Origin of the sequence: Streptomyces sp. NBC_00190 (genome assembly GCF_036203305.1) — a bacterium.
Lineage (GTDB): Bacteria > Actinomycetota > Actinomycetes > Streptomycetales > Streptomycetaceae > Streptomyces.
Genome location: NZ_CP108131.1, coordinates 4,832,278 through 4,858,294 on the forward strand (window position 1 = coordinate 4,832,278; position 26,017 = coordinate 4,858,294).

Below are 26,017 nucleotides of genomic sequence, written 5' to 3' on the forward strand. Positions count from 1 at the left end.
CCCCCAGCGCTTTCCTATGTGTTTCCGCCCCTTGTTCAGGCGAGCGGCACCGGCTCGGGTGAGCCCGGCTGCCAGGCCGTCAGGGGGGTGAAGCCGCGATGGCCGCACTCCCCGAACACCGTGACGGGCCCCCCGCCCGACAGTGCGGCCAGTTGCCACAACCCCGGTCGGGAGCGGCTCCCGGCCCCGGTGAGGGGCACCGGCAGGGCGGAGGTGCCCTCCGCGTCCGCCAGCTGCCAGCCCAGCTCTCCCGGTATCGGGATCACCGGGCCCAGGACCACCGGCCAGGACTCCAGCCACGGGTCCTCCCGCAGCGCCGCCCCGTAGGCCTCCAGGGCGGCCCCCGTGCTCACCCCGGCCGGAACCTCCGCGCACGGCACGGCCGCCGGCCGTCTCTCCCCGAGATCCGCCCGCAGCCCCGCCGACCCGGGCCGGAAGCGGACTTCCGCCTCCAGCACCAGCCCCACCGGCAGCGCCAGCCCCGGCGGCCGCCCGGGCGGTCCGAAGTCCAGCACCAGGGCGGGCCGCCCGCTCCCCAGCCCGCGCAGCCATATCCGGCGGGTGGTGAGCCGGCCGTCCGGTGACACCGAGTCGTACTGGGCGAGCACCAGCCATCGGTCCCGTACGGCCTCCCCCTCCCCGGAGGCCGGCAGTCCCACCCGGCTGCGCACGGTCGCCGCCAGCTGTTCTGGCAACGAGGCCACCCCCAGCCAGGCCCGGTCCAGCAGGTGCAGCAGCGCCGCCTCCTCAAGCATCCGGGCGGGCCAGCCGGAGCCGCAACTGGGTATCGTCCCCAACTCCCGGACCCGCGCGGCCAGTCCGGGTGCCTGGGCGTCGACCATCCGGGCGGCCGTCTCCTCCCACCTCGCGTACCCCGACTGTTCCTGGTCGGCGAGACCGCCGCGCAGCAGGTCGGCCAGCCGCTGCTCCAGCTCGCCGACGCCCGCGCCGATCCGCGCCGCCCGCCGCTCGGCCCGCCGACGGGCCCCCTCCTCGTCCGCCGGCCTGCCCGCCGCGGCGGCCGGCCGCGCGGCCTTCGCCGCCCGGTCCGCCAGCCACTGTGCGGCCCATTCCGGCGCCTCACCCGGCTCGCCCACCCCTTCCGCGGACCAGAGCAGCAGCAGTCCCAGCGCGTGCTTGCACGGGAACTTGCGGCTCGGGCAGGAGCACTTGTACGCCGGCCCCGCCAGATCCACGACCGTCCGGTACGGCGTGCTGCCGCTGCCCTTGCACAACCCCCACAGCGAACCGGAAGCGGAACCTCCGATCTGCGACCACGGACCCGCCCCGCCGAGCCTGCCTCCCGCCTTGCGTGAGGCATCGTCAGGAGCCAGAGCCAGTACCTGTTCCGCCGTCCAGCGGACGTGCTGCTCAGTCATGTGAACCACCGTACGGACCCCCACTGACAATCGCTCTGACCTGCAACAACGCCTCGAACAAAGGGCGTTGTCAGTGCCGTGGTGCACCTTGGACACAGCAGTCGGGAGCGGCTGCCGAGCATCGGAGGGGGACCATGACCATGCCCGAGGACACCCAGCGCGGCGAGGCGCTGCGACCGCACGCCGAAGACGCCTTCGCACACGAACTGAAAGCCCTCGCCGTCGCCGACGACCGGCCCCGCCCGGCCCGTTGGAAGCTCTCCCCCTGGGCCGTGGCCACGTACCTGCAGGGCGGCACGCTCGCCGACGGCACGGTCATCACGCCCAAGTACGTCGGGCCGCGCCGCATCGTCGAAGTCGCCGTCACCACCCTGGCCACCGACCGCGCCCTGCTCCTCCTCGGCGTCCCCGGCACCGCCAAGACCTGGGTGTCCGAGCACCTCGCCGCCGCCGTCAGCGGGGACTCCACCCTCCTCGTCCAGGGCACGGCCGGAACCCCGGAGGAGGCGATCCGCTACGGCTGGAACTACGCCCGCCTCCTCGCCCACGGCCCCAGCCGCGAGGCCCTCGTCCCCAGCCCCGTCATGCGGGCCATGGCCGACGGCATGACCGCCCGCGTCGAGGAGCTCACCCGCATCCCCGCCGACGTCCAGGACACCCTCATCACCGTCCTGTCCGAGAAGACCCTCCCGATACCGGAACTCGGCGAAGAGGTGCAGGCCGTGCGCGGCTTCAACCTCATCGCCACCGCCAACGACCGCGACCGCGGGGTCAACGAGCTCTCCAGCGCGCTGCGTCGGCGCTTCAACACCGTCGTCCTGCCGCTGCCCGCCACCGCCGACGCCGAGGTCGACATCGTCGCCCGCCGCGTCGACCAGATGGGCCGCTCCCTCGACCTGCCGGCCGTACCCGAGGGCCTGGAGGAGATCCGCCGCGTCGTCACCGTCTTCCGCGAGCTGCGCGACGGAGTCACCGACGACGGCCGGACGAAGGTGAAGTCGCCCAGCGGCACCCTGTCCACCGCCGAGGCCATCTCCGTCGTCACCGGCGGCCTGGCCCTGGCCGCCCACTTCGGGGACGGCGTGCTGCGCCCCTCCGACGTGGCCGCCGGGATGCTCGGCGCCGTCGTCCGGGACCCGGCCGCCGACAAGGTCGTCTGGCAGGAGTACCTGGAGGCCGTGGTGCGCGAGCGGGACGGCTGGAAGGACTTCTACCGCGCCTGCCGGGAGGTGACGGTATGAGCCCACTGCTCCTGGGCGTACGGCACCACGGGCCCGGCTCGGCCCGCGCCGTGCGCGCCGCCCTCGACGCGGCCCGGCCGCCCGCCGTGCTCGTCGAGGGGCCGCCCGAGGGGGACGCGCTGCTCGCCTTGGCCGCCGATCCCGGGATGCGGCCGCCGGTGGCGCTGCTCGCGCACGCCGCGGACGATCCCGGCCGGGCCGCGTTCTGGCCGCTCGCCGAGTTCTCCCCGGAGTGGGTCGCGATCCGCTGGGCCCAGGAGGCCGGCGTACCCGTCCGGTTCATGGACCTCCCCGCCGCGCACTCGCTGGCCGCGCGGGACGAGGGCGAGGAGCCGGACTCCGCCCGGCCGGACCCCCTCGCGGTGCTGGCCGATGCCGCCGGGTACGACGACCCCGAGCGCTGGTGGGAGGACGCGGTCGAGCACCGGGACTCCGGGGCCGTACGGGATCCCCTCGCCCCGTTCGAGGCGCTCGGGGAGGCCATGGGAGCCCTGCGCGAGGGGTCTGGAGAGAGCGGTCACGGGCGCGACCTCGTGCGCGAGGCGTACATGCGGCAGCGGATGCGGGCCGCCCGCCGGGAGTTCGGCGACACGTACGCCGTGGTGTGCGGAGCCTGGCACGTCCCGGCGCTGCGCGCGAAGACCACCGCGGCCGCCGACAAGGCGCTGCTGACCGGCCTGCCCAAGGTCAAGGTGGAGACCGCCTGGGTGCCCTGGACCCACCGCAGGCTGGCCCGGGCCGGAGGGTACGGAGCGGGCATCGCCTCGCCCGGGTGGTACGCGCACCTCTTCGCCGCCCGGGACCGGCCCGTGGAGCGCTGGCTGACCAAGGTCGCCGGGCTGCTCCGGGAGGAGGACCGGCAGGTCTCCTCCGCCCACGTCATCGAGGCGGTCCGGCTGGCCCGGACCCTCGCCGCGATGCGGGGGCGGCCGCTGCCGGGCCTGACGGAGACCCTGGAAGCGGTCCGGGCGGTGATGTGCGACGGCTCCGACATACCGCTCGCGCTGATCGAGGACCGCCTGGTCGTCGGAGACGTGCTCGGCGAGGTCCCGGACACGGCGCCCGTCGTACCGCTGCAGCGCGACCTCACACGGCGCCAGCGCTCCCTGCGGCTCAAGCCCGAGGCGCAGGACCGCGAGCTGGAGCTCGATCTGCGCAAGGAGACCGACGCGGCGAAGTCCCTGCTGCTGCACCGGCTGCGGCTGCTCGGCATCGACTGGGGCATACCCACCGCCTCCCGGGGCACGACCGGCACCTTCCGGGAGACCTGGCGCCTGCGCTGGGAGCCGGAGCTGTCGGTGCGGGTGGCCGAGGCCGGGATCTGGGGAACCACCGTCCCGGCGGCGGCCACCGCCAAGGCGGAGGCGGATGCCGCGGGCGCCGAGGAGCTGGGCGAGGTCACGGCACTGGCCGAGCGGTGCCTGCTGGCCGGGCTGTCGCAGGCGCTGCCCGCCGTGCTGCGGGCGCTCGCCGACCGGGCGGCGCTGGACACCGATGTGGCGCGCCTGGCCAAGGCCCTGCCCGCGCTGGCCCGTTCGCTGCGGTACGGGGACGTCCGGGGCACCGACGCGGCGGCCCTCGGCACGGTGGCGGCCGGGCTCGCGGAACGGATATGCGTGGCGCTGCCGCCGGCCTGCACCGCCGGGCTGGACGCCGACGCGGCGGCGGAGCTGCGCGGCCACGTGGACGGGGTGCACGGGGCGGTCGGGCTGCTGGCGGACGCGGACGAGGGGCTGCGCGAGCGCTGGTCCGCGGTGCTGCGGACGCTGGCGGGCCGGGAGACCGTGCCGGGCCTGATCCGCGGCCGCGCGGCCCGGCTGCTGCTCGACGACGGACGGCTCCCGGCCGGGGAGACGGCCCGGCTGATGGGGCTCGCGCTGTCCCCGGCGGCCTCCCCCGCCGACGCGGCGGGCTGGATCGAGGGCTTCGCCGGCGGGAGTTCGGGCGGCGGCACCCTGCTGGTCCACGACGACCGGCTGCTGGGCCTGATCGACGCCTGGCTGACGGGGGTGCCGGAGCGTGCGTTCACCGACGTACTGCCGCTGCTGCGGCGGACGTTCGGGGCGTACGAGCCGGGAGTGAAGCGGACCCTGGGCGAGCTGGTCCGGCGCGGCCCCGGCGGCCCGGCCCGGCGGTCTCGCGCCGGCTCGGCCCCCGAGGGCTTCGCCCCGGACCTGGACCCGGCCCGCGCGGACGCGGTCCTGGACCTGGTCCTGCTCCTGCTGTCACCGCCGGGCCCCCTCCCGGCGGGCTAGCGGCGGGCCAGCGGCGGCCCGAGGGGGGAGCCCGAGAGGGGAGAGGGACCGGCGGCGGTGGCCGCCGGCACACGACGAGTCGACGGGACGGACGGATGACCGGCACGGAGAACGCGACGGTGGCCGAGGCGGCCGCCGCAGGCACCGCCGGGGACGAGCGGCTGAGGCGGTGGCGGATGGTGCTCGGCGGGGGAGAGGGCGGGACCGGGTGTGCGCTGAGCGGGCGGGACGTGGCCATGGACGCCGCGCTCGGTGCGCTGTACGACGGGGGCGGCGCGGGCGGCGCGGGGGGCTCCCGCAAGACGTCGGGGGCACGGTCGGCCGGGCTCGGCGGATCCGCGCCCAACGTGGCCCGCTGGCTCGGGGACATCCGTACGTACTTCCCCAGCTCGGTGGTCCAGGTCATGCAGCGCGACGCGATCGAGCGGCTCGGCCTGTCCGCCCTGCTGCTGGAGCCGGAGATGCTGGAGGCGGTCGAGCCCGACGTGCACCTGGTCGGCACCCTGCTCTCCCTGAACAAGGCGATGCCCGACACGACGAAGGAGACGGCGCGGGCCGTGGTCCGCAAGGTGGTCGAGCAGCTGGAGAAGCGCCTGGCGACCCGTACCCGGGCCACCCTCACCGGCGCCCTCGACCGCTCCGCCCGGACCAGCCGCCCCCGCCACCACGACATCGACTGGAACCGCACGATCCGGGCCAATCTCAAGAACTACCTGCCGGAGTACCGCACCGTCGTCCCCGAAAGGCTGATCGGCTACGGCCGGGCGGCCCAGTCGGTGAAGAAGGAGGTCGTCCTCTGTATCGACCAGTCGGGTTCGATGGCGGCATCCGTCGTCTACGCCTCCGTCTTCGGCGCCGTCCTCGCCTCCATGCGCTCCATCGCCACCCGCCTCGTCGTCTTCGACACCTCCGTCGTCGACCTCACGGACCAGCTCGACGATCCGGTCGACGTCCTCTTCGGCACCCAGCTCGGCGGCGGCACCGACATCAACCGCGCCCTCGCCTACTGCCAGTCGAAGATCACCCGTCCTGCCGACACCGTCGTCGTCCTGATCAGCGATCTCTACGAGGGCGGCATACGCAACGAGATGCTCAAACGGGTCGCCGCGATGAAGGCCGCGGGCGTCGAGTTCGTGACCCTTCTGGCCCTGTCCGACGAGGGCGCCCCGGCCTACGATCACGAGCACGCCGCGGCCCTCGCGGCGCTGGGCGCGCCGGCCTTCGCCTGCACCCCCGACCTGTTCCCCGAGGTGATGGCCGCGGCCCTGGAGAAGCGGCCCCTGCCGGTGCCGTGACCGGCCGCGCGCGGATCGCGGGGAACCGGCAGATCACACGAATCTCCAGCTCAACCGTGAGGTGTTCTGTGACAGGTATCACCGCTCAGGTGTGATCTGCGATTTAGGGACCTACGTCCCACGGGGATAACCTGCGGGACGGACATGCCGCGTCCACGGTCACCGTGTGCGCCTTCCTTGTGACAGCGCCGTCACGTTGCCCTCCGCGGCACGCCCACGCAGATAGCAGACAACCGCGAATCACTGCGAATCTTTAAAAAGACAAGGGACGGACGCGCGTGGACCTGTTCGAGTACCAGGCGAGGGACCTCTTCGCCAAGCACGGTGTACCGGTGCTGGCCGGTGAAGTCATCGACACGCCTGAGGCGGCTCGCGAGGCCACCGAGCGGCTGGGCGGCAAGTCGGTCGTCAAGGCGCAGGTGAAGGTCGGCGGCCGCGGCAAGGCCGGCGGCGTGAAGCTGGCCGCCACCCCGGACGAGGCTGTCGCCCGGGCGACGGACATCCTCGGCATGGACATCAAGGGCCACACGGTCCACAAGGTGATGATCGCCGAGACGGCTCCCGAGATCCTCGAGGAGTACTACGTCTCGTACCTCCTCGACCGCACCAACCGCACCTTCCTGGCCATGGCCTCGGTCGCGGGTGGCATGGACATCGAGCAGGTCGCGGAGGAGACCCCCGAGAAGCTCGCCAAGGTCCCGGTGAACGCCAACGAGGGCGTGACCATCGAGAAGGCCCGCGAGATCGTCGCCCTGGCGCAGTTCCCGGCCGAGGTCGCCGAGAAGGTGGCCGAGGTCCTGGTGACCCTGTGGGCGACCTTCATCGCCGAGGACGCGCTCCTCGTCGAGGTCAACCCGCTCGCGAAGGTCGCCTCCGGCGACGTCATCGCGCTCGACGGCAAGGTCTCGCTCGACGAGAACGCCGAGTTCCGCCAGCCGGGCCACGAGGAGTTCGTGGACCACGCGGCCGCGAACCCGCTCGAGGCCGCCGCCAAGGCGAAGAACCTCAACTACGTGAAGCTCGACGGTGAGGTCGGCATCATCGGCAACGGCGCGGGTCTCGTCATGAGCACCCTCGACGTCGTCGCGTACGCCGGCGAGAACCACGGCGGCGTCAAGCCCGCCAACTTCCTGGACATCGGTGGTGGCGCCTCCGCCGCCGTCATGGCCAACGGTCTCGAGATCATCCTCGGCGACCCGGACGTCAAGTCCGTCTTCGTCAACGTCTTCGGTGGCATCACCGCCTGCGACGAGGTCGCCAACGGCATCGTCCAGGCGCTTCAGCTGCTGAAGGACAAGGGCGAAGAGGTCACCAAGCCCCTCGTCGTCCGTCTCGACGGCAACAACGCCGAGCTGGGTCGCAAGATCCTCTCGGACGCCAACCACCCGCTGGTGCAGCGCGTGGACACCATGGACGGCGCGGCCGACAAGGCCGCCGAGCTCGCGGCTGCGAAGTAAGGGCAGAGGTCACAGACTCACATGGCTATCTTCCTCAACAAGGACAGCAAGGTCATCGTCCAGGGCATGACCGGTGCCACGGGCATGAAGCACACCAAGCTGATGCTGGCTGACGGCACCAACATCGTCGGCGGCGTGAACCCGCGCAAGGCCGGCACGACCGTCGACTTCGACGGCACCGAGGTCCCGGTCTTCGGCTCGGTCGCCGAGGCGATGGAGAAGACGGGCGCCAACGTCTCCGTCCTCTTCGTCCCGCCGGCCTTCGCCAAGGCCGCCGTCGTCGAGGCCATCGACGCCGAGATCCCGCTGGCCGTCGTCATCACCGAGGGCATCGCGGTGCACGACTCCGCCGCCTTCTGGGCGTACGCGACCGCCAAGGGCAACAAGACCCGGATCATCGGCCCGAACTGCCCGGGTCTGATCACCCCCGGCCAGTCCAACGCCGGCATCATCCCGGGCGACATCACCAAGCCCGGCAAGATCGGTCTCGTGTCCAAGTCCGGCACGCTGACCTACCAGATGATGTACGAGCTCCGTGACATCGGCTTCACCTCCGCCGTCGGCATCGGTGGCGACCCGGTCATCGGCACCACGCACATCGACGCCCTGGAGGCCTTCGAGGCCGACCCGGAGACCGAGCTGATCGTCATGATCGGCGAGATCGGCGGCGACGCCGAGGAGCGGGCGGCGGACTTCATCGCGAAGAACGTCACCAAGCCGGTCGTCGGCTACGTCGCGGGCTTCACCGCCCCCGAGGGCAAGACCATGGGCCACGCCGGCGCCATCGTCTCCGGCTCCTCCGGCACCGCGCAGGCCAAGAAGGAGGCCCTCGAGGCCGCCGGCGTCAAGGTCGGCAAGACGCCGACCGAGACCGCGAAGCTGGCGCGCGAGATCCTGAACGCCGCTCAGTAAGCAGGAGCAGCACGTGTGTACGGGCGTGGCCCGCACCCTTCCCGGGTGCGGGCCACGCCCTTTTCTCATTCGATCCGCGGGGTGATGCGGGCGGGACCGGCGGCCGGGTCCGCGCGCAGCTTGTCGTGGAGCTGCCTGCTGTGCTCGGTGAGCTGCTGGGGGCCGCTGAGCGGGGGTACGCCCGAGACGTTCGAGCCGGGTGCGATCGGCGGCTCGTAGTGGGTGGGCGCGGTCGCGGCGGTATAGGCGGTGGCGACGGCGATGACCGAGGTCAGGCTCACGGCGGCGCGGGTCCACCGCCGGGTACGCCGCTCCGCGCGGCCCCGTACGGCGGCGGCGGGGCGCGCCTGCAGCGGTACCGCCGGTGTCAGCGCGGCGAGCCGGTCGTGCAGCACCGCGGAGTGCTTCTCGGGCGGTACGCCGGCCAGTTCGGGGACCCGGTCGGCGAGGTCGGCGTGCGCGTGCAGCAGGCGGCCGCCGGCGGTGGGGGTGCTGGCCTCCGTCTCGGCGGCGGTGTCGGGGAGGTCGAGGCCGACGCCGTCGTAGAGCAGGACGGTGCGGCGGTGGGCGGTGGGGAGCGCGAGCAGGGCGTCGAGGAGGATCCGGTCGGCGGGCTCGGCGGGGGGCTTGTCGGGATGCCGGCTGACCGGGCGCATCTGGTGCCAGGGGGAGAGGGCGTACTCGTACGCGGCGATCCGCACCCAGCCCACCGGGTCCGGATCGGTGGCCACTTCCGGCCACTGCCGCCAGGCCTGGCGGAACGCCCGCTCCACGGCCTCCTGGGCCAGGTCCCGGCGTCCCGTGAGCAGGTAGGCCTGGCGGATGAGGCCGGAGGCGGCCCGGGCGTAGAGGTCGTCGAAAGCCCCTTCGGCTCCGGAGAGGACGGGGCTCCCGGGTGCCTCGGGGACTGCGCGTGCATCGGGGACCGCGGGCGGCTCGTGGGTTCCGCCGGCTTCGTCCCGGTCGGGCCCGGCGCTGCCGTCGCTCGCGTCGGCTGCGCCGGACGGGCCTTCTTCGACCAGCTCTTGCACGGCCTCGGCGGCGGCCGGCACGGCCACGACCGGCGTCATCGCGGGGTCGGCCTCGGCCGCCTCGGCCGCCTCGGCCGCCTCGGGGGCCGCCTGCGACGGCGGGTCCGGGTCGGCCGGTGTCGGGCCCTCGGCTTCGGGAGCGTCCTCCGGCGGCCTTGCGAGGCCGGCCAGGAACTCCGCGTACGCCGCGCGCTTGCGCCCGCGCGGGTCCGTGCGGCCCGCCTCCCAGGAGCGCACCGTGGTCACGGTGACGCCGACGGCCGCCGCGACCTGCCCGTGCGTCAGGTCCGCCGCTTCGCGCAGTCTGCGGCGTTCCTTCGGGGAAGGGAGGCCAAGCTCCGAGCCCGACTCGACGCTTTGTGTCATGCCACGCTCCCCGCGACCCGACCACCCTGGGCGAAAAAGTACATAAAACGTATATTGGGCGACACCACGGGTATTCGCCTGTTACCCGTCCATAGCGCGTGTCGTTGGCACCATGGCAGGGTGACCCAAGTGACCGAACACGGGACCCCGTTGTCCGCGGCCCCGGGAACCGTCCGGCGCCGCCGCTCCCCGGCCGCGGCCGCATGCGTGGTGGGCGGCGCCGTGGCCGCCGGACTCGGACTCGGCTTCCTCGCCGTGCTCGTCACCGTGCTGTGGATCAGCTCCCCCTATCCCGACAGCGGCCCCGCCGGGGCCCTGCACCTCGCCGCCGGGCTGTGGCTGCTCGCCCACGGGACGGAACTGGTGCGGTACGAGACGCTCTCCGGCGTGCCCGCGCCCGTCGGCCTGACCCCCCTGCTGCTCGTCGCGCTGCCCGTGCTGCTCATGCGGCGGGCCGCGCGGCTGGGGAGCGCCTCCGAGGAGGAGGGGGAGGAGGTGCTGCCGGCCGGCGCCGTCCTTTCGGCCGTGCTGTGCGGCTATCTGGCCGTCGGCGCCCTCGCCACGGTGTACGCGGCGGGCGGGCCCATGCCGGCCGACCCGCTGAGTGCGGCCTGGCACGTCCCGGTGGTCGCCGCGATCGCCGCCGCCAGTGGGGTGCTGGCGGTCCGGGGGCGACCGGACGGGTCGTTGCCGTCCTGGGTTCCGACGGGCGTACGGAGGGCGGTCGCGCGCCCCCGGTACGCGCTGGCGCTCCGGGCCGGGGCGGGCGGGGCCCTCGTACTGCTGGGCGGTGGGGTGCTGCTCGTCGGCGGCTCGCTCGCATGGCACGGCGCGGAGGTCCAGGGGACCTTCCTGGGGCTGACCGGGGTGTGGTCGGGCCGCTTCGCGGTGTTGCTGCTGGCGCTCGCGCTGATCCCGAACGCCATGGTGTGGGGTGCGGCGTATGCGCTCGGGCCCGGTTTCGCGCTCGGCGTCGGCGTGACCGCCACGCCGCTCGGGTTCACGGGCTCGCCCGCGCTGCCCCGGTTTCCGCTGCTGGCGGCGCTGCCGCCCGAGGGGCCCGGGTCGCTGCTGACCTGGACGGTCGTCGGGGTGCCGGTGGTGGCCGGGCTGGCGGTGGGCTGGTTCGCGGTACGCCGGGCGAGGGAGGTCTCGTACGGGGAGACCGCGCTCACGGCGGCGCTGGGCGCGCTGGTCTGCGGGCTGGTCATGGCCGGGCTGGCGGCGGCCTCGGCGGGGCCGCTGGGGTCGCGGGCGCTGGCGGACTTCGGGCCGGTGTGGTGGGCGGTGGGGGCGGCGGCCTGCGTCTGGACGCTGGCGCTGGCCGTGCCGGTGGCGGTGGGGGTGCAGGCATGGCGGACGCGGCCGGTCAGGACCGGGCTGCCGGTTTCCGGGGAGGACGGGTGGCACGACAGCGGTGTGCGGGAGGTCCGGTGGGCGGCGCTGCGTCGTGCGGCGGGCACGCTGGTCCCGGACATCTCGGCCGCAGCCGCACCCCCGGCCGCAGCACCTGCCGCTGCTCCGGTCCCGGCTCCGGTCCCGGCGAGGCCGCAGCGGCCGGTGACCGTCGTGCCGGGGCTCAGCCTGGACCTGGGTCCGGTCCTGATCCCGGCGAAGCCGGCCGAGCCGCAGGCTGCTCAGCCATTGGCTCAGCCATTTGCTCAGCCATTGGCTCCGCCGGTGGCGGGTGCCCGCGTCCTGGCCCGCCGCAAGCCGCCGTCGTAGCGTCCGCCGTGCCGCTGCCAGGGACCAGCCCCCGGGCCCCGCGCCTCAAACGCCGACGGGGCTGAGGGTGGGGCCAGTCCCCGGGCGTCGGACGCCGGGCGCCGGTGGGGTCGCGGCCCGCGCCCCGGGGGACAGTCGGCGTAGAGCGATCGTTACTGGCGGACCTTCAGGACGTCGCCCACGAAGTTGTCCGGGAGGAGCCTGTTGCACTGGAGTTCCGCCGCGTTCGTCAGGGCGTCGTCGCGGCAGACGTAGAAGTCCTTGTACACGAGCTGCACGGCGTACGAGGTCATCGCCAGCAGGATCGCCAGTGTGGCCGTGACCAGGCCGCTCACCGCCGCCGTGCGCTGGGGGCGGGCGGCCTCGCCCAGGGCCGCCAGGCCTCCCGGGGTGGCGGCCTGGCCCGGTTCCGCCGACGCAGGCCTGCCCCGCAGCGCGCTGATGCCCCAGTACATGGCGAGCGCCCCCAGCAGCAGTCCCACCGACGGGATCCCGAAGATCCCGAAGAAGAAGCCCCACATGCCGGCCAGCAGCGCGTAGCGGGCGCGGCGCTGGACCGGGTCCGTCGGGTCCCAGCGCGCCGGGCCGCCCCGGCCCTCGGAATCCGGCCGGCCGTTCCCGTCCCCGCCGCCGTCGCCACCGCCGCGCGGCTGCCACGGCTGGTCGGGCCGGCCTTCCGGCGGAGCCGCGAAGGGGTTGTCGTCGGTGGGGGAGTCGGGCTGACGGCGGTCCGGCATCGGGTGTGTTACTTCCCCTGTGTCAAGGACGTCACGACGACGTCGATTTCGGCTTGTACGCAGACGCTACCCCTCGGCCGTCCCCCCGTCCCTCGGGGGCCGTCCCGTGTGCCGGTATCGTTGCAGGCGGTCGGTTGCTTCGTATGGTCCCCCGTATATCGGTACCCCGAAGTTTCGTATGACCATACAAAGACGAACACCGCATTCCCGTGAGAAAGGGCCTCCCATGGCCGCCTCCCGCCTGGTCGTGCTGGTTTCCGGTTCCGGCACCAACCTCCAGGCCCTGCTCGACGCCATCGACGCCCACCCCGGCGGATCCGAGGGCTTCGGCGCCGAAGTCGTCGCCGTGGGAGCCGACCGCGAGAACATCGTCGGCCTGGAGCGCGCCGAGAAGGCGGGGATCCCCACCTTCGTGTGCTCGGTCAAGGCCTACGGGAGCCGTGAGGAGTGGGACACCGCCCTCACGGAGGCGACCGACGCCCACGCTCCGGACCTCGTCGTGTCCGCCGGTTTCATGAAGATCGTCGGCAAGGCGTTCATCGACCGCTTCGGCGGCCGGTTCATCAACACCCACCCCGCCCTCCTCCCCGCTTTCCCGGGCGCCCACGGCGTACGGGACGCGCTCGCCTACGGGGCGAAGGTCACCGGCTGCACGGTCCACTTCGTGGACTCCGGCGTGGACACCGGTCCGATCATCGCCCAGGGTGTCGTCGAGATCCGGGACGAGGACGACGAAGCCGCTCTCCATGAGCGCATCAAGGAAGTCGAGCGCCAGCTGCTCGTCGACGTCGTGGGGCGCCTGGCCCGGCACGGCTACCGCATTGAGGGACGAAAGGTAACAATCCAGTGACCGCCGTAGAGAGCAACGACCCGACCACGACCCAGCGGCCGATCCGGCGTGCGCTCGTCAGCGTCTACGACAAGACGGGACTGGAAGAGCTGGCCCGCGGGCTGCACGAGGCGGGCGTCGCGCTCGTCTCCACCGGCTCCACCGCCTCGAAGATCGCCGCCGCCGGGGTGCCCGTCACCAAGGTCGAGGAGCTGACCGGCTTCCCCGAGTGCCTGGACGGCCGGGTCAAGACCCTGCACCCGCGCGTGCACGCCGGCATCCTCGCCGACCTGCGCCTGGAGGACCACCGCAACCAGCTCGCCGAGCTGGGCGTCGAGCCCTTCGACCTGGTGATCGTCAACCTCTACCCCTTCCTGGCCACCGTCCAGTCGGGTGCCACCCCGGACGAGTGCGTCGAGCAGATCGACATCGGCGGCCCCTCCATGGTCCGCGCCGCCGCCAAGAACCACCCCTCCGTCGCGGTCGTGACCAGCCCCGCCCGCTACGCCGACGTGATCGCGGCCGCGCAGGGCGGCGGCTTCGACCTCACCGCGCGCAAGCGGCTGGCGGCCGAGGCCTTCCAGCACACCGCCGCCTACGACGTGGCCGTGGCCTCCTGGTTCACGAACGTGTACGCGCCGGAGGCCGGGGAGAACGCCCTGCCCGAGTTCCTCGCGGGCGCCTGGGAGCGCAAGTCGACCCTGCGCTACGGCGAGAACCCGCACCAGGCCGCCGCCCTCTACACCGACGGCCGGCCGGGCGGGCTCGCCAACGCGGAGCAGCTGCACGGAAAGGAGATGTCCTTCAACAACTACGTGGACACCGAGGCCGCCCGCCGGGCCGCCTACGACCACGAAGAGCCCTGCGTCGCGATCATCAAGCACGCCAACCCGTGCGGTATCGCGGTCGCCGGCAACGACGAGGACATCGCCGCCGCCCACCGCAAGGCGCACGCCTGCGACCCGCTGTCGGCCTTCGGCGGCGTCATCGCCGTCAACCGCCCGGTGACCGTCGAGCTCGCCGAGCAGGTCGCCGAGATCTTCACCGAGGTCATCGCCGCCCCCGCCTACGAGGACGGCGCGGTCGAGGTCCTGGCCAAGAAGAAGAACATCCGCGTCCTGAAGGTGGACGGCCACCCGCACCAGCCGGGTGACCTCAAGCCGGTCTCCGGCGGCGTCCTGCTGCAGCAGTCGGACGTCTTCCAGGCCGAGGGCGACGACCCGGCCAACTGGACCCTCGCCACCGGCGACGCGCTCTCCGCGGACGAGCTCGCCGAGCTCGCCTTCGCGTGGAAGGCCTGCCGCGCCGTCAAGTCCAACGCCATCCTGCTCGCCAAGGACGGCGCCTCGGTCGGCGTCGGCATGGGCCAGGTCAACCGCGTCGACTCGGCGAAGCTCGCCGTCGAGCGTGCGGGCGCCGAGCGCGCGCAGGGCTCGTACGCCGCCTCCGACGCCTTCTTCCCCTTCCCGGACGGGCTGGAGATCCTCACGGCCGCCGGTATCAAGGCCGTCGTCCAGCCGGGCGGTTCGGTCCGCGACGAGCTGGTCGTCGAGGCCGCGAAGAAGGCCGGCGTGACGATGTACTTCACCGGGACCCGGCACTTCTTCCACTGAGCACGTCCCGCACACGGCGAAGGCCGCGACCCGCGCACTGCTGGGGGTCGCGGCCTTCGCCGTACATGTCGTGCGTGTCCTGCGTGTCGTACGAGGCTCAGAAGCGCGGGCGCTTGAACCAGGAGGCGCCGGGGGCGGTGACCATCGCGGCGAGGATCAGGCCGCCGATGGCCAGGCTGAGGATGCCGCTGAAGACACCGGAGCCACCGTTGGCGGAGGTGTTGGCGAAGTTGAAGAAGCTGCCGAGGATGGACAGCGAGGCGTAGACGATCGTCGTGATGCGGACGCCGTTGCCGCCCTTGGCGAACTTGGCGCCGAGGATGACGGCCAGCACGCCGATGGCGAGCAGGAAGAGGCCGAGGGCGATGACCACGCCGCCGGCCACGGCGCCGGCGGTGCCGGTGTCCGTGGAGGACAGCGCGGCGCCCCCGAGCAGCGCGAGGAGGCCGATGATGAGCTGCAGGCCGCCGACGACGAAGAGGAGGACGCGCGCGGTCTTCACCAGACCCGGCATCTCCATGGGCATGCCCGGGTAGCCGCCGGGGCCGCCGGGGTAGCCCGGGTAGCCCTGCGGGGCCTGCTGCTGCGGGTAGGCGTAGCCGCCCTGCGGCGGGACGCCCTGGGGTGCCTGCTGCGGGTAGCCGTAGCCGGGCTGGCCCTGCGGGGCCTGGGGCTGCTGTCCGTACGGGTTGTTCGGGTCGCCGAAGCTCATCTGGGGTGTTCCTCCGTGGAAGTGCGGGGACGCACGGCATGCGCGGAGGAAAGCTTTGTTCTACGGTCCGCCCCCCGGCACTGCCCGCGGCACTCTTTTCCGGTCATCGTCATCCGAGACGCCTGAACTTGTCCAGCCGGTTCCCGCGCGGCCGGTGACTTGTTGTGCAAGTGCAATGAACCGCGCGCGTCCGTGAGCGCCTTGACTGGAACCGGGGGCACTCCATCCGGGAGGATGGGTACATGACCGCCCAGATTCTCGATGGCAAGGCCACCGCAGCCGCGATCAAGTCCGAACTGACCGCCCGTGTGGCGGCCCTGAAGGCCCGGGGCATCACCCCCGGCCTCGGCACCCTGCTGGTCGGTGACGATCCGGGCAGCCGCTGGTACGTCAACGGCAAGCACAAGGACTGTGCCGAGGTCGGCATCGCCTCCATCCAGCGCGAACTGCCCGCGACGGCCTCCCAGGAGGACATCGAGGAAGTCGTACGGGAACTCAACGCCAATCCGCAGTGCACGGGCTACATCGTCCAACTGCCGCTCCCCAAGGGCATCGACACCAACCGGGTCCTGGAGCTGATGGACCCGTTGAAGGACGCCGACGGCCTGCACCCCATGTCCCTCGGCCGGCTCGTCCTGAACGAGCCGGGCCCGCTGCCCTGCACCCCGTACGGGATCGTCGAACTGCTGCGCCACCACGGCGTCGGGATCAACGGGGCGCACGTCGTCGTCCTCGGCCGCGGCATCACCGTCGGGCGCTCGATCGGCCTGCTGCTGACCCGCAAGTCCGAGAACGCCACCGTGACGCTCTGCCACACCGGTACCCGCGACCTCTCGGGGCTGCTGCGCCAGGCGGACATCGTCGTCGCCGCGGCGGGTGTCCCGCACCTGGTCAAGCCGGAGGACGTGAAGCCGGGCGCGGCCGTGCTCGACGTGGGCGTCAGCCGGGACGAGAGCGGCAAGATCGTCGGCGACGTGCACCCCGGTGTCGCCGAGGTGGCCGGCTGGATCTCCCCGAACCCGGGCGGTGTCGGCCCGATGACCCGGGCCCAGCTGCTCGTCAACGTCGTCGAGGCGGCGGAGCGGAGCAGCAGTGCGGGCTGAACGGGCCGAGCGGGCTGAACGGGCCGAGCGGGCCGAGCGGGCCGAGCGGGGCGAGAGGGGCGAGCGGGGCGACGAGAGCACGGCGGCGATGGCCGGGGCGCCCAGGTCCCGCCGCTTCCCGTCCATCACCCGGGACACCGCGCGCCCGGAGGGCAGCGGCCGTGCCGTCCCCGGGGCCGTGTCCACGTCCGCCCGTCAGTGGCCGATGCTCAGCGTGCTCACCGCGACCGCGGCGGGGCTGCTGCTCACTGCGTTCGGGCATCCGCGGGTCGGCTGCCTGGTCATCGGCCTGGCCCTGATCGCGGCCGCGGTGCTGCGGCGCGTACTGCCCTCGGTGGGCATGCTCGCGGTGCGCTCCCGGTTCACGGACATGGTCACGTACGGGGTCCTGGGCGTGGCGATCACGCTGCTCGCGCTGGTGATGCAGCCCAGCCCGCCCGGCAAGCCGTGGCTGGAGGTCCCGTTCCTGGAGACGGCGGTCCGCTTCACCGTGCGCTGACCTGGCCTTGGGCGGGCCGCCGGCAGGGTCGGCCCGCCGACGGTCCGCCCAAGGTCCGCCCACCGGCCGGGCGGCCGGAACGGGCCGGATCCATCCGGTGGACCAGCCCCCATGGAGACCGGCCGCCCCAGGGTCCGATAGCCTGACGGCGGATGTCTCTTCACGTCAAGATTTACTGGGGAGCGGCGTCCTCCAGCACATGGGGCGGGGACGCCCCGACCGCCAGCTGTCTAACGGAGAAGGCCATGACCCGCACTCCCGTGAATGTCACCGTCACCGGCGCCGCAGGCCAGATCGGCTACGCGCTGCTCTTCCGCATCGCGTCCGGCCACCTGCTCGGCGCGGACGTGCCGGTCAAGCTCCGACTTCTGGAGATCCCCCAGGGCATGAAGGCCGCCGAGGGCACCGCCATGGAGCTCGACGACTGCGCCTTCCCGCTGCTCAAGGGCATTGACATCTTCGACGACCCGAACCAGGGCTTCGAGGGTGCGAACGTCGCGCTGCTCGTCGGCGCCCGCCCGCGTACCAAGGGCATGGAGCGCGGCGACCTGCTCTCCGCCAACGGCGGCATCTTCAAGCCGCAGGGCAAGGCGATCAACGACCACGCCGCGGACGACATCAAGGTCCTGGTCGTGGGCAACCCGGCCAACACCAACGCGCTCATCGCGCAGGCCGCCGCCCCGGACGTACCGGCCGAGCGCTTCACCGCGATGACCCGCCTGGACCACAACCGCGCGATCTCGCAGCTCGCGCAGAAGGCCGGCGCCGACGTCTCCGACATCAAGCGCCTGACCATCTGGGGCAACCACTCGGCCACCCAGTACCCGGACATCTTCCACGCGGAGATCGCCGGCAAGAACGCCGCCGAGGTCGTCAGCGACGAGCTGTGGCTCGCCGAGACCTTCATCCCGACCGTCGCCAAGCGCGGCGCCGCGATCATCGAGGCCCGTGGCGCCTCCTCGGCCGCCTCGGCCGCCAACGCCGCCATCGACCACGTGCACACCTGGGTCAACGGCACCGCCGCGGGCGACTGGACCTCGATGGGTATCCCGTCGGACGGCTCCTACGGCGTCCCGGAGGGCATCATCTCCTCCTTCCCCGTCACCACCAAGGACGGCAAGTACGAGATCGTCCAGGGCCTGGACATCAACGAGTTCTCCCGCGCCCGCATCGACGCCTCCGTGCAGGAGCTCGTCGAGGAGCGCGACGCGGTCCGCGAGCTCGGCCTCATCTGATCACTGCTCCACCGCTCCACCGCTCCACCGCTTGAGAAAGGCTCCGGCGCCCAGCGCGCCGGGGCCTTTGGCGTGATCCGGTCTGTCCTGGCATCCCCGGGCGCCGTACCTTTTGCCTCCTCACACCGGAGGGGGATTCGGTGAGCGAAATATCGGACGTCGCAGCACCCGTCCATCCGTCGAAGTCGGAGGCGGGCCGGCTGCTGTGCGCCGGCGTGTATCTCGACGCCGCATACCGCGAACGGGTGATCGACGAGCTGTACGTCCACGAGGAACGTTTCACCGCGCCCTCCTACGGATTCGACGCCGCTCGCGTCCTCGCCCACGCCCTGCGCGCCCGGCGCATCGAAATGGCCTGGGCGGTGGCGGTGGTGGCGGTCTGGGCCCTCGGACTGCTGCTGCTCCAGACCTTCATCGTCTTCCTGATCGTCCCCGGGCTCCTGCTCAGCGGCGCCGGTCAGATCAAGCGGTACCGCGACCGGACCGGCCGCGGCAGCCGGATCGTCGAGTACGTCCTGCGCGGGTACGCCGTCTGGATGCTCGGCAACGTCCTCTGGGGGGTGGTCGCCGGTTTCGCCGACGGCCGCGTGGCGCCGCTGCGCTTCTCGGAGGCGGGGTTCTTCTTCCCGTTCCTCGGCGGGGTGATCGCGCGGGACCCGCTCGGCATCTTCCTGGAGTGGCCGCGGATGGGGGGCTTCTACGGGGAGGCCTACTCGTGGGTCGCCGTACTCGTCTTCCTGCTGCTCACGACCGTCGCCGGGCTCCAGCGCGGGCACTTCGCCCGGGTCCTGCACCTCTCGCTCGACCGGGAGGAGTACGCCGCCGGGGCGGGTGACCTGGTGGTGACGGGCCGGCGGTTCGGGCGGGCCCGCGCGCGGATCCAGCGGATCCAGCACGCGCCCCTGGTCCTGTACGACGTGGGCAATCCGTTCTGCGGCGCGGGCCGGGCACACCTGCCGTGGCAGCTGTCCGTCGAACTGCGCCCGCGCGGCGACGGCGAGGTGGACGAGCTGGACAACGCGCAGATCGTGGACCGGATCCGGCCACGGCTGGAGGCCCTGCGCGTCCCGTCGCCGCACGGCTCCCCGGAGGCGGAGGCCTCCGTGCTGGACCGGCTGCGCGAACTGGTCGTCGACGAGTGCGTGTTCCTGCCGGCCGACGGGCTGCCCGACGTCGACTCCCTGGACCTGTCGCACGAGGCGTTCGCCGAGCACCGCGCCACCGCCGTCGAGGAGGGCGGCGAGCGCCGCCGCCACTTCCTGCGCGTACGGATCGGCGGCTGGGACGAGAACCTCGTCGTCACCGTCTTCATCCGCGTCCACACGCAGGGCGGGATGCTGATGCTGGAAGTGGCGCCGCACGTGCTGCTGCCCGTCCGGCCCGACTTTCAGCGTGCCGACGACACCGCCCAGCGGCAGCGGCGCAACACCGCCTTCGCCAAGGTGGTCTGGGCGGTCGTGAACGGTGCGGGCGCTCTCGGTCCGGCGCTGCTCGTCCTGGTGCGCGCGCTCCGCATCCCGTGGCGGATGGCTACCGCGGGGCACGGCGTGGCGATCCCGGCCGGGCCGGCCGTCTCCGTACGCGAACTCGCGGCGCAGGACGACGCCTCGCTGTTCCAGCTGATGGACCTGGACCGGTACCTGAAGACGATCCAGGACCGGATCGTCGGCGGGGTGACCCTGGCCCTGCACGAGGCGGGCTGGCACACCGAGGAGTTCGCGGAGCGGGCGGTCAACGTCGCCGAGGGCGCGGTCTTCATCCAGTCGGTGCGCGACAGCGCCTTCGGGATCGGCGGAGAGAGCCACAACCACGTCACCCACCAGGGCTCCGACCCGGACAAGGGCAAGGACAAGCGCACGAGCTCGGGCAGGAGGAGAAACGGTGGCAACTAGCGGGGGAGAACAGCCGGCGGTGCGGATCGGCGACGTCCACGGCAGCAGCTTCAGCATCGGAGGCACCCACAACACCAACAGCACCGTCCACCACGGCGGTACGGAGGCCACGGCGCCCGGCGCCGAGGAACTGCTGGAGGCCGTACGGGAGCTGCGCGCGGCCCTCGTACGGCTGCCCCGCAGCCCCGAACGGGCGGCGCTGGACGGCGAACTGGACGAGGTGGCGGGGGAACTGGAGACGGGCGGAGAGGTCCGCCCCGGTCTGCCGGCCAGGCTGCGCGGGGCGCTGGAAAGGTGGGCCCCGCTGGTGGACTCGGTGAGCGCGGCGACCGCCCTGGCCGCGCTGCTGACCTCGCTGGGAGGCTGAGCGTGGCCACGGGGGAGGGCGGCGTCCGCTGGAATCCGCGGTCGCAGCGGTGGGAGCGGACCGAGCCGGCGGAACGGGCCGAGCCGACCGAGCGGACCGCGCCGGCGGAGCGGACCGAGCCGGGCCCGGCCCCGGGCCGAACCCCGAGTCCGGCCTCGGGCCCCGCCCCGGCACCGTGGCCGTCGGCCCCGCCCGCGTACCCGCCGGGGCCCCCGCCGGCGCCGGGGTGGCCCCCGCAGGGTCCGGCGGCGGCGCCGCCCGCGCGGCGCCGCCGGACCCTGGCGGTGGTGACCCTCGGCGTGGCCCTGGTGGGCGCGACGGCCGTGGCCGGGTGGCTGTACCTGGGCCACAAGGGCCCCGGCTCCGGTCAGGGCGGCCCGGGTGCCTCCGGCTCCGCGACCCCGACCGCCACCTCCGGCCCGGCCCCCACCGCGACCTCGACCTCGACCTCGGCCACCGTGCCGTCCGGGTACGCGTGGGTGCGCGAAACGGCGGCCGGCTTCACGGCCGCGGTTCCCACGGGCTGGTCGGCCGACCGCAGCGACCCGAGCGTCGGCTCGGTGTACCGGTCGGGCGACCAAAGCGCGCTGCTCCAGATCTTCCGGGCCACCGAGGACACCATGACGGCCTGCGAGGTCCTCGCCGACTCCACGAAGCAGCTGGGCGCGAAACCGGGATTCCGGGAGATCTCCCGGAATCCCGTGGACGGTTCCGGCTGCGAGCTGGTCTTCGAGTACGCCGATCCGGCCTCGACCGCCCCGCCCAGCCACGCGGTCGAACGGCTCCTCGTCGCCGCCGACCGCAGCCGGTGGGTGATCATGGTCACCGGCCCCAGCAGCGACAAGCCGCTGATCCGCACGCACCTCACGGCGGTCGTCCAGTCCTTCCGGCCGGTCTGATCAGCCCTTCGCGTACATGCCGGGCGTGTAGTGCCCGGGCACCATGCGGGTGGTGACGCCGATGCGGTTCCAGACGTTGATCGTCGCGATGACGGCGATCAGCTGGGCCAGCTCGCGCTCCTCGAAGTGCTTCGCGGCCTTCTCGTACACCTCGTCGGGCACGAAGCCTTCCGTCAGGACGGTGACCGCCTCGGTGAACTCGATCGCGGCGAGCTCCTTCTCGGTGTAGAAGTGCCGCGACTCCTCCCAGGCGGTGAGCTGCACGATCCGCTCGACGCTCTCACCGGCCGCGATCGCGTCCTTGGAGTGCATGTCCAGGCAGAAGGCGCAGTGGTTGAGCTGCGAGGCCCGGATCTTGACGAGCTCGACCAGGGCCGGGTCCAGGCCCTTCTTGGCGGCGATCTCCAGGGCCAGGACCGCCTTGTAGACCTCGGGGGCGGCCTTCGCCATGTTCATACGGGGCGTGTGCTCGTGTGCGTTCGTCATGTGATCAACCGTAGGCGGCGGACGGCCCACCGATATGGTCCATATCCATGACGGAATCCTGGGCCACTTTCGGCGCCGACCTGCATCTGGAACTCTCCGCCGGACGCGGGCTGCGGGCCGGGCTCGTCGAGGCGCTGCGCGAGGCCGCGCGCAGCGGCCGGCTGGCCGCCGGGACCCGGCTGCCGTCCTCCCGTTCGCTCGCCGGCGACCTGGGCATCGCCAGGAACACCGTCGCGGAGGCCTATGCCGAGCTCGTCGCCGAGGGCTGGCTGACGGCCCGCCAGGGCTCCGGCACCCGGGTCGCGGAACGGGCCCGGCCGCGCCGGACCGCCGCGGCGGCCGCCCGCGTACGGCGTCCCGCGCGCCAGGGGCCCTCGTACAGCCTGCGGCCGGGCTCCCCGGACGTGAGCGCCTTCCCGCGGGCGGCCTGGCTGTCGGCGGCCCGGCGGGCGCTGACGGGTGCCCCGAACGAGGCCTTCGGGTACGGGAGCGACGGCCGCGGCCGGCCCGAGCTGCGCGAGGCGCTGACCGGATACCTGGCGCGGGCGCGCGGGGTGTACGCGGACCCGGACCGGATCGTGCTGTGCGCCGGCTTCGCGCACGGGATCACCCTGCTGGCACGGGTGCTGCGGGCGCGGCGGGTACGGGAGGTGGCGGTGGAGGGGTACGGCCTGGACGTCCACCGGAACCTGCTCACGCGGGCCGGGCTGCGGACGCCGCCGCTGGGCGTGGACGGGGAGGGGGCCCGTACGGGGGAACTGGGCCCCGGTCCGGGCGCGGTGCTCCTGACCCCGGCGCACCAGTTCCCGACGGGGGCCGCCCTGACCCCGGCCCGCCGGGCGGCGGCGGTCGACTGGGCCCGCACCACCGGCGGCCTGATCCTGGAGGACGACTACGACGGGGAGTTCCGCTACGACCGCCAGCCGGTCGGCGCCCTGCAAGGGCTGGACCCGGACCGGGTGGTGTACCTCGGCACGGCCAGCAAGTCCCTCGCCCCGGGGCTGCGCATGGGCTGGATGGTGGTCCCGCCGGGGCTGGTGGACGAGGTCCTGGCGGTCAAGGGCATGGGCGACTGGACCTCCAGCGCGCTGGACCAGCTCACCCTGGCGGAGTTCATCACCTCCGGGGCGTACGACCGCCACGTGCGCGGCATGCGCCTGCGCTACCGGCGCCGCCGGGACGAACTGGTGGCGGCGGTGGACGGCCGGGTCGGCGTCTCCGGGATCGCGGCGGGCCTGCACGCGGTCCTCGACCTCCCGGCGGGGACGGAGCGCGCGGTGCTCCAGTCGGCGGCCTGGCAGGACCTGGCCCTGGACGGCCTGTCCGGCTTCCGCCACCCGCAGGCGGTGCTCCCGCCGCGCGACGCGCTGGTCGTCGGCTACGGAACCCCGTCGGACAGCGCGTGGACCCCGACCCTGGCGGCCCTCTCGGCGGCCCTCCCGTAGCGCCGCCGCACCGGAGCCCCGCAGTGCGGCGGGGTCACGCGGCCGGGGTCACGCGGCCGGGGGTACGGGCACCGGCGCGGGTTCCGGGGGCTCCCCGAAGCGGGCCAGTGCAAGGGCTCCGGTCACCGCCACCACGAAGCCCGTCACCGCCAGCCAGGCCAGGCCCTCCCGGGGGCGGTCGCCCAGCCAGACCACCCCCACCACCGCCGGGCCGACCGTCTCGCCGAGCACCAGGCCGGCCGTCGCCGCCGTCACCGAGCCGCGCTGGAGGGCCGAGGTGAGCAGCAGGAACGCCGCACCCCCGCCCAACAGCAGCGCGTACAGGGCGGGATTGCGCAGCTCGGCGGGCGAGAAGCCGTCGATCAGCCGGACCGCCACCTCCACCACCCCGAAGCCCGTCCCCGCGGCCAGACCCAGCACCAGCGCCCGCGGCCCGTCCGGGAGCCGGCCCGCCACCGTGCCGACCAGCAGCACCAGCCCCGCCACGGCCAGCAGCCCCAGCTTCAGCGCGAGCGACCCCTCCCCCGTGCCCTCCTCTCCGGAAGCCAGCCCCAGCATCAGCATCCCCGCGCACACCACCCCCACCGCGCCCCACTCCGTCCTGGACAGCCGCACCCGCATCAGCCGGGCCGCGACCACCGCCGTCACGGCCAGGCTCGCGGCCAGCGCGGCTCCCACCACGTAGATCGGGATGTGGCGCAGCGCGATGATCTGGAACACGAAGCCCACCGCGTCGAGGCCGAGACCGGCCAGATAGCGCCACTGCCGGACCGCCCGCATCATCAGCGCCGGGTCCACTCCGGACCCCGTCCCCGGCTCCACGGCTCGCGACGCCATGGCCTGCAGAACGGACGCCGTGCCGAAGCAGACCGCCGCGCCCAGCGCGCAAATCATCCCAATGAGCACGAACTGACTTTAGGTCACGGATCTCACGGCGGCCGGATTCCATCGGCCCGGGCCGCCGCTCTAGTCTGTCGGGAGCACGCCATCAGGGGAGCAGCAGACATGGACAGCAGCAGTAGTAGTACCAACCAGCGCCGGATGCGCTCCGGCGCCGTCGTCCTCGGCGGCATGGGCCTGCTCGCGGCCACGCTCGTGGCCTGCGGCAACAGCAACGAGCCGGACCGGCGCTGCGTCGACCGGACCACGCTGGACAAGCTGGACGACAAGCACTGCAAGGGCAGCAGTAGCAGCAGCCGCGGCACGTACTACTACGGCGGTTCCGTCCGCAACGGCAAGGTCTCCGGCGGCAGCTTCGACAAGTCCGCCGTCACCCGCGGCGGCATCGGCGGGCACAGCAGCTCCGGCTCCAGCGGCGGCTGAGCGCACCCGTGGAGCGGCACACCATCGAGCCCCGCCCCGACTGGCAGAAGACCGTCGAGGAGCAGGGGCTGATCTACCCCCTCACCCGGTACCCCGACGACTCCCTGCGCCCCTACTGGGACGAGAGCGCCTACTACTCCTTCTCCCTTCCCGAGGTCGAGGCGCTGGAGGACGTCGTCGAGGAACTGCACGCCATGTGCCTGGCCGCGGCCGCGCACATCGTCGAGCACGACCGCTTCGCCGACCTCGGCATCACCGACCCGGAGCTCGCCGCGCTGATCGCCGAGTCCTGGCGCCGCCGCGCCGAACAGCCCTCCCTCTACGGCCGTTTCGACCTGCGCTACGACGGCACCGGCAGCCCGGCCAAGATGCTGGAGTACAACGCCGACACCCCCACCTCCCTCGTGGAGGCGGCCAGTCCGCAGTGGTTCTGGATGGAGGCGCGCTTCCCGGGCGCCGACCAGTGGAACTCCCTGCACGAGCGCCTCGTCGACGCCTGGCGCCGGCAGGCCGAGCTGCTTCCGCCCGGCCCCCTGCACTTCGCGCACTCCGAGACCGACGAGCTCGGCGAGGACCTGATGACGGTCGCCTACCTCAAGGAGACCGCGGAGCAGGCCGGCCTGGACACCCAGGCCCTGTCCGTGGAGCAGATCGGCTGGGACAGCCTGTCCGGCCGGTTCGTGGACGAGAAGCTCCGCTTCATCCGCTCCTGCTTCAAGCTCTACCCGTGGGAGTGGCTGGCCACCGACGAGTTCGGCCCCCAGGTCCTCGGCACGTACGACCACGGCGGCGGCTCCGGCACCACCTGCTGGATCGAGCCGCTGTGGAAGATGCTGCTGTCCAACAAGGCGCTGCTGGCGATCCTGTGGGAGCTCTTCCCGGAGCACCCGAACCTGCTGCCCGCCTACCTCGACGGCCCGCGCGAGCTGGCGGAGCCCGGCGCCGGGGGCTACGTGGCCAAGCCGCTGCTGGGCCGCGAGGGCGCCGGGGTCACCCTCCACCCGGCGGACGGCACCGGCGAGCCGTTCACGCCGGAGGAGGGGGAGCGGTACTGCTTCCAGGCCCTGGCCCCGCTGCCCGACTTCGACGGCAACCGGGTGGTGCTCGGCGCGTGGGTCGTCGAGGACGAGGCGGCGGGGCTCGGCATCCGCGAATCGGCGGGGCCGGTCACGGACGAGTACGCCCGCTTCCTGCCCCACGTGATCCTGTAGCGAAG

Annotated in this window: 23 protein-coding genes; 17 read left to right on the forward strand and 6 right to left on the reverse strand. The window is 73.3% G+C overall.

What is annotated here, in order from left to right:
• Nucleotides 1-35: 35 nt before the first annotated feature.
• Entirely contained in the window at nt 36-1,379 is a 1,344-nt protein-coding gene (locus tag OG429_RS23390; protein ID WP_328927223.1) for an SWIM zinc finger family protein, read from the reverse strand.
• A 134-nt stretch (nt 1,380-1,513) separates the two neighbouring features.
• Between OG429_RS23390 and OG429_RS23395 the strand changes: the two genes are divergently transcribed.
• The 5 genes from OG429_RS23395 (at nt 1,514) to sucD (ending at nt 8,539) form a co-directional block, all read left to right on the forward strand.
• Nucleotides 1,514-2,620, forward strand: coding sequence for an ATP-binding protein (locus OG429_RS23395; RefSeq protein ID WP_328927224.1), 1,107 nt, complete (start codon nt 1,514-1,516; stop codon nt 2,618-2,620).
• Nucleotides 2,617-4,875, forward strand: a complete 2,259-nt coding sequence (locus OG429_RS23400) for a DUF5682 family protein (protein ID WP_328927225.1) — start codon at nt 2,617-2,619, stop codon at nt 4,873-4,875. Before OG429_RS23395 ends, OG429_RS23400 begins: the two co-directional genes overlap by 4 nt.
• Nucleotides 4,876-4,970: 95 nt before the next feature.
• Entirely contained in the window at nt 4,971-6,170 is a 1,200-nt protein-coding gene (locus OG429_RS23405; RefSeq protein ID WP_328927226.1) for a VWA domain-containing protein, read from the forward strand.
• A 278-nt stretch (nt 6,171-6,448) separates the two neighbouring features.
• Nucleotides 6,449-7,627 (forward strand): ADP-forming succinate--CoA ligase subunit beta, encoded by a 1,179-nt coding sequence (gene sucC / locus OG429_RS23410; protein WP_030864234.1) that lies wholly within the window; start codon nt 6,449-6,451, stop codon nt 7,625-7,627.
• Nucleotides 7,628-7,648: 21 nt separating this feature from the next.
• A complete protein-coding gene (gene sucD, locus OG429_RS23415) occupies nt 7,649-8,539 on the forward strand; it encodes a succinate--CoA ligase subunit alpha (protein WP_030710487.1) in 891 nt (296 codons plus the stop codon).
• Nucleotides 8,540-8,604: 65 nt separating this feature from the next.
• On the opposite strand, the gene OG429_RS23420 is transcribed toward sucD, so the two are convergent.
• The gene (locus tag OG429_RS23420; protein ID WP_328927227.1) at nt 8,605-9,936 is read right to left on the reverse strand and encodes a helix-turn-helix domain-containing protein; all 1,332 of its coding nucleotides are present in this window, start codon (nt 9,934-9,936) and stop codon (nt 8,605-8,607) included.
• 120 nt (nt 9,937-10,056) lie between these two features.
• On the opposite strand from OG429_RS23420, the gene OG429_RS23425 reads away from it, so the two are divergent.
• A complete protein-coding gene (locus tag OG429_RS23425) occupies nt 10,057-11,661 on the forward strand; it encodes a cell division protein PerM (protein WP_328927228.1) in 1,605 nt (534 codons plus the stop codon).
• A gap of 152 nt (nt 11,662-11,813) precedes the next feature.
• On the opposite strand, the gene OG429_RS23430 is transcribed toward OG429_RS23425, so the two are convergent.
• Entirely contained in the window at nt 11,814-12,398 is a 585-nt protein-coding gene (locus OG429_RS23430) for a hypothetical protein (protein WP_328927229.1), read from the reverse strand.
• A gap of 226 nt (nt 12,399-12,624) precedes the next feature.
• On the opposite strand from OG429_RS23430, the gene purN reads away from it, so the two are divergent.
• Together purN and purH are read left to right on the forward strand one after the other, a co-directional pair.
• Nucleotides 12,625-13,248, forward strand: coding sequence for a phosphoribosylglycinamide formyltransferase (gene purN / locus OG429_RS23435; protein ID WP_328927230.1), 624 nt, complete (start codon nt 12,625-12,627; stop codon nt 13,246-13,248).
• Nucleotides 13,245-14,840 (forward strand): bifunctional phosphoribosylaminoimidazolecarboxamide formyltransferase/IMP cyclohydrolase, encoded by a 1,596-nt coding sequence (gene purH / locus OG429_RS23440; RefSeq protein ID WP_328927231.1) that lies wholly within the window; start codon nt 13,245-13,247, stop codon nt 14,838-14,840. The genes purN and purH overlap by 4 nt, the downstream gene beginning before the upstream one ends.
• A gap of 97 nt (nt 14,841-14,937) precedes the next feature.
• Here purH and OG429_RS23445 read toward each other — a convergent pair whose 3' ends face one another.
• The gene (locus tag OG429_RS23445; RefSeq protein WP_328927232.1) at nt 14,938-15,552 is read right to left on the reverse strand and encodes a hypothetical protein; all 615 of its coding nucleotides are present in this window, start codon (nt 15,550-15,552) and stop codon (nt 14,938-14,940) included.
• Between the two features lie 242 nt (nt 15,553-15,794).
• On the opposite strand from OG429_RS23445, the gene OG429_RS23450 reads away from it, so the two are divergent.
• From OG429_RS23450 to OG429_RS23475, 6 genes are all read left to right on the forward strand, one after another.
• The gene (locus OG429_RS23450) at nt 15,795-16,655 is read left to right on the forward strand and encodes a bifunctional methylenetetrahydrofolate dehydrogenase/methenyltetrahydrofolate cyclohydrolase (RefSeq protein ID WP_328927233.1); all 861 of its coding nucleotides are present in this window, start codon (nt 15,795-15,797) and stop codon (nt 16,653-16,655) included.
• Complete coding sequence (locus OG429_RS23455) at nt 16,645-17,154, forward strand: DUF3017 domain-containing protein (protein ID WP_328927234.1); 510 nt, start codon at nt 16,645-16,647, stop codon at nt 17,152-17,154. Before OG429_RS23450 ends, OG429_RS23455 begins: the two co-directional genes overlap by 11 nt.
• A 245-nt stretch (nt 17,155-17,399) precedes the next feature.
• Nucleotides 17,400-18,389: a malate dehydrogenase gene (locus tag OG429_RS23460; RefSeq protein ID WP_328927235.1), complete on the forward strand. Its 990-nt coding sequence runs from the start codon at nt 17,400-17,402 to the stop codon at nt 18,387-18,389.
• 140 nt (nt 18,390-18,529) lie between these two features.
• On the forward strand, nt 18,530-20,281 hold the full coding sequence (locus tag OG429_RS23465; protein ID WP_328927236.1) for a hypothetical protein: 1,752 nt from the start codon (nt 18,530-18,532) through the stop codon (nt 20,279-20,281).
• Complete coding sequence (locus OG429_RS23470) at nt 20,271-20,648, forward strand: hypothetical protein (protein ID WP_328927237.1); 378 nt, start codon at nt 20,271-20,273, stop codon at nt 20,646-20,648. Before OG429_RS23465 ends, OG429_RS23470 begins: the two co-directional genes overlap by 11 nt.
• A gap of 2 nt (nt 20,649-20,650) precedes the next feature.
• On the forward strand, nt 20,651-21,547 hold the full coding sequence (locus OG429_RS23475) for a hypothetical protein (RefSeq protein ID WP_328927238.1): 897 nt from the start codon (nt 20,651-20,653) through the stop codon (nt 21,545-21,547).
• On the opposite strand, the gene OG429_RS23480 is transcribed toward OG429_RS23475, so the two are convergent.
• The gene (locus OG429_RS23480; RefSeq protein WP_328927239.1) at nt 21,548-22,033 is read right to left on the reverse strand and encodes a carboxymuconolactone decarboxylase family protein; all 486 of its coding nucleotides are present in this window, start codon (nt 22,031-22,033) and stop codon (nt 21,548-21,550) included.
• Between the two features lie 47 nt (nt 22,034-22,080).
• Between OG429_RS23480 and pdxR the strand changes: the two genes are divergently transcribed.
• Nucleotides 22,081-23,478 (forward strand): MocR-like pyridoxine biosynthesis transcription factor PdxR, encoded by a 1,398-nt coding sequence (gene pdxR / locus OG429_RS23485; RefSeq protein WP_328927240.1) that lies wholly within the window; start codon nt 22,081-22,083, stop codon nt 23,476-23,478.
• A gap of 48 nt (nt 23,479-23,526) precedes the next feature.
• Here pdxR and OG429_RS23490 read toward each other — a convergent pair whose 3' ends face one another.
• Entirely contained in the window at nt 23,527-24,372 is an 846-nt protein-coding gene (locus tag OG429_RS23490) for a DMT family transporter (RefSeq protein ID WP_328930383.1), read from the reverse strand.
• 111 nt (nt 24,373-24,483) lie between these two features.
• On the opposite strand from OG429_RS23490, the gene OG429_RS23495 reads away from it, so the two are divergent.
• Nucleotides 24,484-24,801: a hypothetical protein gene (locus OG429_RS23495; RefSeq protein WP_328927241.1), complete on the forward strand. Its 318-nt coding sequence runs from the start codon at nt 24,484-24,486 to the stop codon at nt 24,799-24,801.
• An 8-nt stretch (nt 24,802-24,809) separates the two neighbouring features.
• Entirely contained in the window at nt 24,810-26,012 is a 1,203-nt protein-coding gene (locus tag OG429_RS23500; RefSeq protein ID WP_328927242.1) for a glutathionylspermidine synthase family protein, read from the forward strand.
• Nucleotides 26,013-26,017 lie beyond the last annotated feature (5 nt).

Excerpts from the sequence above, each read along its gene's own strand:
- OG429_RS23390 (WP_328927223.1), bottom strand. The coding sequence starts at position 1,379 with ATGACTGAGCAGCACGTCCGCTGGACGGCGGAACAGGTACTGGCTCTG.
- OG429_RS23395 (WP_328927224.1), top strand. The coding sequence starts at position 1,514 with ATGACCATGCCCGAGGACACCCAGCGCGGCGAGGCGCTGCGACCGCAC.
- OG429_RS23400 (WP_328927225.1), top strand. The coding sequence starts at position 2,617 with ATGAGCCCACTGCTCCTGGGCGTACGGCACCACGGGCCCGGCTCGGCC.
- OG429_RS23405 (WP_328927226.1), top strand. The coding sequence starts at position 4,971 with ATGACCGGCACGGAGAACGCGACGGTGGCCGAGGCGGCCGCCGCAGGC.
- sucD (WP_030710487.1), top strand. The coding sequence starts at position 7,649 with ATGGCTATCTTCCTCAACAAGGACAGCAAGGTCATCGTCCAGGGCATG.
- OG429_RS23420 (WP_328927227.1), bottom strand. The coding sequence starts at position 9,936 with ATGACACAAAGCGTCGAGTCGGGCTCGGAGCTTGGCCTCCCTTCCCCG.
- OG429_RS23430 (WP_328927229.1), bottom strand. The coding sequence starts at position 12,398 with ATGCCGGACCGCCGTCAGCCCGACTCCCCCACCGACGACAACCCCTTC.
- purN (WP_328927230.1), top strand. The coding sequence starts at position 12,625 with ATGGCCGCCTCCCGCCTGGTCGTGCTGGTTTCCGGTTCCGGCACCAAC.
- OG429_RS23445 (WP_328927232.1), bottom strand. The coding sequence starts at position 15,552 with ATGAGCTTCGGCGACCCGAACAACCCGTACGGACAGCAGCCCCAGGCC.
- OG429_RS23450 (WP_328927233.1), top strand. The coding sequence starts at position 15,795 with ATGACCGCCCAGATTCTCGATGGCAAGGCCACCGCAGCCGCGATCAAG.
- OG429_RS23460 (WP_328927235.1), top strand. The coding sequence starts at position 17,400 with ATGACCCGCACTCCCGTGAATGTCACCGTCACCGGCGCCGCAGGCCAG.
- OG429_RS23480 (WP_328927239.1), bottom strand. The coding sequence starts at position 22,033 with ATGACGAACGCACACGAGCACACGCCCCGTATGAACATGGCGAAGGCC.
- pdxR (WP_328927240.1), top strand. The coding sequence starts at position 22,081 with ATGACGGAATCCTGGGCCACTTTCGGCGCCGACCTGCATCTGGAACTC.
- OG429_RS23490 (WP_328930383.1), bottom strand. The coding sequence starts at position 24,372 with ATGATTTGCGCGCTGGGCGCGGCGGTCTGCTTCGGCACGGCGTCCGTT.
- OG429_RS23495 (WP_328927241.1), top strand. The coding sequence starts at position 24,484 with ATGGACAGCAGCAGTAGTAGTACCAACCAGCGCCGGATGCGCTCCGGC.